Origin of the sequence: Mycetocola sp. (assembly GCF_046716805.1) — a bacterium.
In the GTDB taxonomy this organism is placed as follows: domain Bacteria; phylum Actinomycetota; class Actinomycetes; order Actinomycetales; family Microbacteriaceae; genus Mycetocola_A.
Genome location: NZ_JBKJWH010000166.1, coordinates 1 through 5,651, shown reverse-complemented (window position 1 = coordinate 5,651; position 5,651 = coordinate 1). Strand labels below are relative to the sequence as shown.

The following is a 5,651-nucleotide window of genomic DNA, read 5'->3' as shown; positions in this document are numbered from 1 at the left end:
ATCCTGTTCCGGGTCGGCGTCGTCCCCGGCATCGTCGCGACGATCTTCTTCGCGCTCGCCCCCGGAGTCCGGCTGACCGAGCTCGGCATCCGCGGAGTCGACAAAGAAGTGGTCGAAGCCGGCCACGCCTTCGGTTCGTCTCCGTTCCGCATCCTGCGCCAGATCCAGTTGCCGCTTGCCATGCCGAGCATCATGGCCGGCGTCAACCAGGTCATCATGCTGTCGCTCTCCATGGTCGTCATCGCCGGTATGGTCGGAGCCGGCGGGCTCGGCGGCGACGTCGTTGCCAGCCTCAACCGCATCGACATCGGCCTCGGCTTCGAAGCCGGCCTGTCCGTCGTGATCCTGGCCATCGTGCTCGACCGCCTCACGGCATCCCTCGGCACCCGCAAGACGCGGGTGAAGAAGGCCGCAGCAGCCCCGGTCGCGCTCGCAGCTGGCGCCACCCATGAGGGTCAGCTGTCGGCATCGAACGGATCACTGCTGAAGGCGAAGAAGAAGCGCCGAATTCTCGTGATCGGCATCGCCGCAGCCGTCACGGCCGGCCTGGTCGGCTTCCTCGGGTTCGCGAACCTGAAACCCGGTGCAGCAGAGGGTGGAGAGAGGAAGGACCTGACCCTCGCCGTGTTCAACGGCTGGGATGAAGGGGTCGCGACGAGCTGGCTCTGGAAGACCATCCTGGAGGACGAGGGTTATACGGTCGAGCTGGAATACGCCGACCCCGCCCCGGTCTTCGAAGGTCTCTCCTCGGGCGACTACGACTTCACCACGGACATCTGGCTGCCCCTGACACACAAGGAATACATCGACAGCTACGGCGACGAGATCGTCGACCTGGGCGCATGGAACGACGAGTCCAAACTGACCCTCGCGGTGAACGAGGACGCGCCGATCGACACGATTGATGAGCTCGCTGAGAACGCGGACCTCTTCGGCAACCGCATCGTCGGCATCGAGCCGGGCGCCGGCCTGACCGCGACCATGGAAGAAGCCGTCATCCCGACCTACGGCCTCGACGGAATGGATTTTCTCACCTCCTCGACCGCCGCGATGCTCTCCGAGCTGAAGAGCGCGACCGACAAGGGCGAGAACATCGCCGTCACTCTGTGGGAGCCGCACCGCGCATACGCGCAATTCCCGCTCAAGAACCTCGAGGACACCGAGGGCGCGTTCGGCGAGACCGAAAGCCTCCACAGCTACGGAAGCACCGAGTTCACCGAGTCGTCGCCGAAGGCCGCGAAAATGCTCGAGGGCTTCGAGATGGACAGCGAAACCCTCATGTCGCTCGTCGAAGCCATGTTCATCGACTACGAGGGTGACGACTACGCCCCAATCGTCGAGAAGTGGATCGAGGACAACCAGGAGTATGTCGACGGACTGACCTCTTAGACAAATCGACTGACGCAGCCCGGCTCTCCTTCGAGAGTCGGGCTTTGTCGTGCCCGGACGTCGGGTGGCAGTGGTTCGTCTGTGCGAAATGTCGGGTTTTCTGCGTGGAAGTCTGCGTCTGGCACGGATGAGCGCGCGGACACGTACGTGCATCGCATCCGTTCGACCGCGAAAGGGGACTGCGGCACGCGTTTCCGCGGAGTTGATAACCGTTATCATTACGGGTAGTGTCTCCAGAGTGAACAAATCCCGCCTCGCCCCCTTGCTTTTTCTGCCCGCTGCCGCCCTCGTGTTGAGCGGATGCTCCGCCTCAGCCGGCGAGACCGTCGGTAAGACAGCGGAGGAGTCAGCGGATATCAGTGTCGTTTCCTCCACCAACGTGTACGGAGACATCGCCTCGGCGATCGGCGGGGAGTACATCGATGTCACCAGCATCATCGACTCCGTCGCGCAGGACCCGCACAGCTACGAAGCCAGCGCCCAGGACCAGCTCGCCATCTCGAAGGCGGACGTGGTGATCGAGAACGGTGGGGGATACGACCCGTTCATCGACACCCTCGTGAATGCGGCCGGCGCCGACGACCTCGAAATGGTCAACGTCGTCAACCTGTCCGGGCACGCCCCCGTCGAAGAGCACGCCGGCGAAGAGCACGCAGAAGGCGAAGAGCACACCGAAGACGACGGGCACGGGCACGTCGAGGGGCTCAACGAGCACGTCTGGTACGACCTTGCCGCCGCCGACGCGCTCGCAAGCACTCTCGCCCACGTCTTCTCGCAACTCGACGAAAAGAACGCCGCAACCTTCGCCGAGAACTACACGACCTTCTCCGAAGAGCTCGCCCAGCTCACCGCCTCGACCCAAGCGCTGAAAACCGAATTCGACGGAGCCGGGGTGGCGATCACAGAGCCAGTCCCGCTGTACCTGCTCGAGGCATCCGGACTGGTCAACGTGACCCCCGAGAATTTCAGCGCCGCCATAGAAGAAGGAACGGATGTGTCGCCGGCAAGCCTCAGGGACACTCTCGCTCTTCTCGCCACGGGCGACGTCGCACTGCTCGCCTACAATGAGCAGACGAGCAGCTCTGAGACCGAACAGGTCCGTGCCGCTGCCGAGAAGAATTCCGTTCCGGTCGTGTCCTTTGCCGAGACGCTGCCTGACGGGGAGAGCTATGTGAGCTGGATGGCCGACAACATCGCCGCGATCAGCGACGCGCTCCGCTCGTGACCGACGTCGCGCCGCCTGCCGGTCACCGCCACCCGAGCAATCCGATCCTCAGCATGACGGATGCCGCGCTCGGCTTCGGCGACCGCGTGCTGTGGAACGATCTCACCATCGACGTCTGCGCCGGTGAATTCCTCGCCGTTCTCGGGCCGAACGGATCGAGCAAGACGAGCCTGCTGAAGACGATCCTCGGCCAGCAGCCGCTTGACTCGGGCACGATCCGATTCGACGGGCATCCGGTGCGCCGCGGCGACCGACGGATCGGCTACATCCCCCAGCAGAAGCTGATACCCGGAGGCACGCCGATGCGCGGGCGCGATCTCGTCGCCCTCGGAGTGAACGGGCACCGGTTCGGGCTCCCGGTCAGTCGGGGAACGGAGAAACGCCAGGTGGACGCCCTCCTGGAATCGGTCGGTGCCTCGCACTATGCCGACGAACCCGTCGGCAACCTTTCCGGAGGCGAACAACAGCGACTCCGGGTCGGCCAGGCGCTCGCCGGGGATCCGAGGATGCTGCTCTGCGACGAGCCCCTTCTCAGCCTCGACCTGCAACACCAGCGCGGCGTCTCCGAATTGATCGACCGGCGCAGGCGAGAGCACGGCACCCCCGTGGTCTTCGTCACCCACGACGTCAACCCTGTGCTCGGCATGGTCGACCGCATCCTCTACCTCGCCGGCGGACAATTCCGAGAGGGGACCCCGGACGAAGTGCTGCGCAGTGAGGTGCTGACCGAGTTGTACGGCACCCCCGTCGACGTGCTCCGCACCGGCGGCCGGGTCGTCGTCGTCGGCATCCCCGACAGCGAAACCCACCATCACGGCCACGCGGAGGCCGGGGCATGAGGAGCGGAACGGTGCTGGCGGTCGGCGAAGACGACCTCTGGTCGCGGATGTTCAACTTCGAGAACTACGGCGAACTTCTCGGCCTGGTGCAGAACTCGATCCTGGCTGGTGCCGTCCTCGGTATCGTCGGCGGGCTGATCGGCGTCTTCGTCATGCAGCGCGACATGGCGTTCGCGGTGCACGGCATCAGCGAACTCTCCTTCGCCGGTGCCGCGGCCGCCCTGCTGTTCGGGGTCAACGTGGTGGCCGGGTCCCTCGCGGGCGCCCTGGTCGCTGCCATCATCATCGGACTGCTCGGATCCAGAGCGCGGGACCGCAACTCCATCATCGGGGTGCTCATGCCGTTCGGGCTGGGCCTCGGCATCCTGTTCCTCGCCCTGTACCCCGGGCGCAGTGCCAACAAGTTCGGGCTGCTCACCGGCCAGATCATCTCGGTCGACGACCCGCAGTTGACCTGGCTGAGCGCCATCAGCCTCGCGGTTCTCGTCGGGCTGCTCCTGATCTGGCGCCCGTTGAGCTTCGACAGCCTCGACGCCGACGTCGCCGCCGCCCGCGGTGTGCCGACGCGGTTCGTCTCGCTCACCTTCATGGTGCTGCTCGGGCTCATCGTCGCCGTGTCTGTGCAGATCATCGGCGCGCTTCTCGTGCTCGCCCTCGTGGTCACTCCCGCCGCGGCGGCACTGCGGCTGTCCGCTTCCCCGATCCTCGTGCCCGCGCTCGCGATGCTGTTCGGTTTCGTCTCCGCGGTCGGCGGTATCCTGCTGGCCATCGGCGGGTCGCTGCCGATCAGCCCATACATCACGACGATCTCGTTTCTCATCTACCTCGTCGCCCGTCTGGTGGGACTGCGTGCCCGCCCCCGCCCCGGGCTACGCTAGAACCAGGGCAACGGAGGCAGTGGAACGTGGCAGTGAAGAGGAACACCTGGCAGCGGGAAGCCGTACGCGAGGCGCTTGACTCCCGTGACGGTTTCGTCAGTGCACAGGGTCTGCACCAGGGGCTCCGCGATGCGGGGTCCCACATCGGACTGGCGACCGTGTACCGCACCCTCGCCGACCTCGCGAATGTGGGGGAGGCGGATTCGTTGCAGTCGCCGGAGGGGGAAAGTCTCTACCGGGCCTGCGCCAGCACCGGCCACCACCATCACCTGATCTGCCGCAACTGCGGCCTCACCGTCGAGATCGAGGCGACCGAGGTCGAGCGATGGGCGAGGCAGACAGCATCCGAACACGGCTTCACTGACGCCAGGCATGTGGTCGACATCTTCGGACTGTGCACGGCGTGCGCCGCGGCATCCGTCTGACCGTCGTTCGCAGAAGACCCTGATGTCCTGTACGATGGATCCTTGGCTGAACGGGCACCTCCCGTTCGGATCGCACACACATCCCCCTGTTGTGAAATGCAGGTGGTTTGCGTGTGCCGACAAGAGATCTTGGGCAGGGCGAAAGTCCTGCGGTACTGAAGGAGAGAACCATGGCAGCAACCTGCCAGGTGACCGGAGCCATTCCCGGCTTCGGACACAACATTTCGCACTCGCACCGACGCACCAAGCGTCGCTTCGACCCGAACGTGCAGAAGAAGACGTACTTTGTGCCGTCGCTTCGCCGTAACGTCACGCTCACGCTGAGCGCCAAGGGCATCAAGGTCATCGATGCTCGCGGAATTGAGTCGGTCGTCAAGGACATCCTGGCTCGTGGGGAGAAGATCTAATGGCAAAAGCACAGGACGTTCGTCCGATCATCAAGCTTCGTTCGACGGCAGGAACCGGTTACACCTACGTGACCAAGAAGAACCGTCGCAACAACCCCGACCGTCTCGTACTCAAGAAGTACGACCCCGTAGTGCGCAAGCACGTTGACTTCCGTGAGGAGCGCTAAAAATGGCGAAGAAGAGCATGATTGCCAAGAACAACCAGCGCAAGGTTATCGTCGAGCGCTACGCCGTCAAGCGCCTTGAGCTGAAGAAGGCTCTTGTCGACCCGGCCGGCACCGACGAGTCCCGCGAAGAGGCTCGCAAGGGTCTCCAGAAGCTGCCCCGCAACGCCTCGCCGGTGCGCCTGCGCAACCGCGACGCGGTTGACGGTCGTCCCCGCGGACACCTCAGCAAGTTCGGCATCTCGCGCGTTCGCTTCCGCGACATGGCGCACCGGGGCGAGCTGCCCGGCATCACCAAGTCCAGCTGGTAACACCCCGGACGGC

8 protein-coding genes and 1 pseudogene are annotated in these 5,651 nt (G+C 64.7%); all 9 read left to right on the top strand.

The window, feature by feature from the left end:
• A pseudogene (locus ACLQ62_RS13580) lies at positions 1–420 on the top strand (ABC transporter permease subunit); the annotation flags it as partial.
• Positions 400–1,389 (top strand): glycine betaine ABC transporter substrate-binding protein, encoded by a 990-nt coding sequence (locus ACLQ62_RS13575; RefSeq protein WP_411722165.1) that lies wholly within the window; start codon positions 400–402, stop codon positions 1,387–1,389. The pseudogene ACLQ62_RS13580 and the gene ACLQ62_RS13575, both read left to right, overlap by 21 nt.
• Positions 1,390–1,627: 238 nt before the next feature.
• Positions 1,628–2,614, top strand: coding sequence for a metal ABC transporter solute-binding protein, Zn/Mn family (locus ACLQ62_RS13570; protein ID WP_411722162.1), 987 nt, complete (start codon positions 1,628–1,630; stop codon positions 2,612–2,614).
• A gap of 53 nt (positions 2,615–2,667) precedes the next feature.
• Positions 2,668–3,453, top strand: coding sequence for a metal ABC transporter ATP-binding protein (locus tag ACLQ62_RS13565; protein WP_411722164.1), 786 nt, complete (start codon positions 2,668–2,670; stop codon positions 3,451–3,453).
• Positions 3,454–3,500: 47 nt separating this feature from the next.
• Positions 3,501–4,331, top strand: coding sequence for a metal ABC transporter permease (locus ACLQ62_RS13560; protein ID WP_411722163.1), 831 nt, complete (start codon positions 3,501–3,503; stop codon positions 4,329–4,331).
• 26 nt (positions 4,332–4,357) lie between these two features.
• Complete coding sequence (locus ACLQ62_RS13555; RefSeq protein ID WP_411722161.1) at positions 4,358–4,756, top strand: Fur family transcriptional regulator; 399 nt, start codon at positions 4,358–4,360, stop codon at positions 4,754–4,756.
• A 170-nt stretch (positions 4,757–4,926) separates the two neighbouring features.
• A complete protein-coding gene (rpmB, locus tag ACLQ62_RS13550; RefSeq protein ID WP_196832962.1) occupies positions 4,927–5,163 on the top strand; it encodes a 50S ribosomal protein L28 in 237 nt (78 codons plus the stop codon).
• Positions 5,163–5,330, top strand: a complete 168-nt coding sequence (rpmG, locus tag ACLQ62_RS13545; RefSeq protein WP_066598602.1) for a 50S ribosomal protein L33 — start codon at positions 5,163–5,165, stop codon at positions 5,328–5,330. The genes rpmB and rpmG overlap by 1 nt, the downstream gene beginning before the upstream one ends.
• 2 nt (positions 5,331–5,332) lie before the next feature.
• A complete protein-coding gene (rpsN, locus tag ACLQ62_RS13540) occupies positions 5,333–5,638 on the top strand; it encodes a 30S ribosomal protein S14 (protein ID WP_104164519.1) in 306 nt (101 codons plus the stop codon).
• Positions 5,639–5,651: the final 13 nt, after the last annotated feature.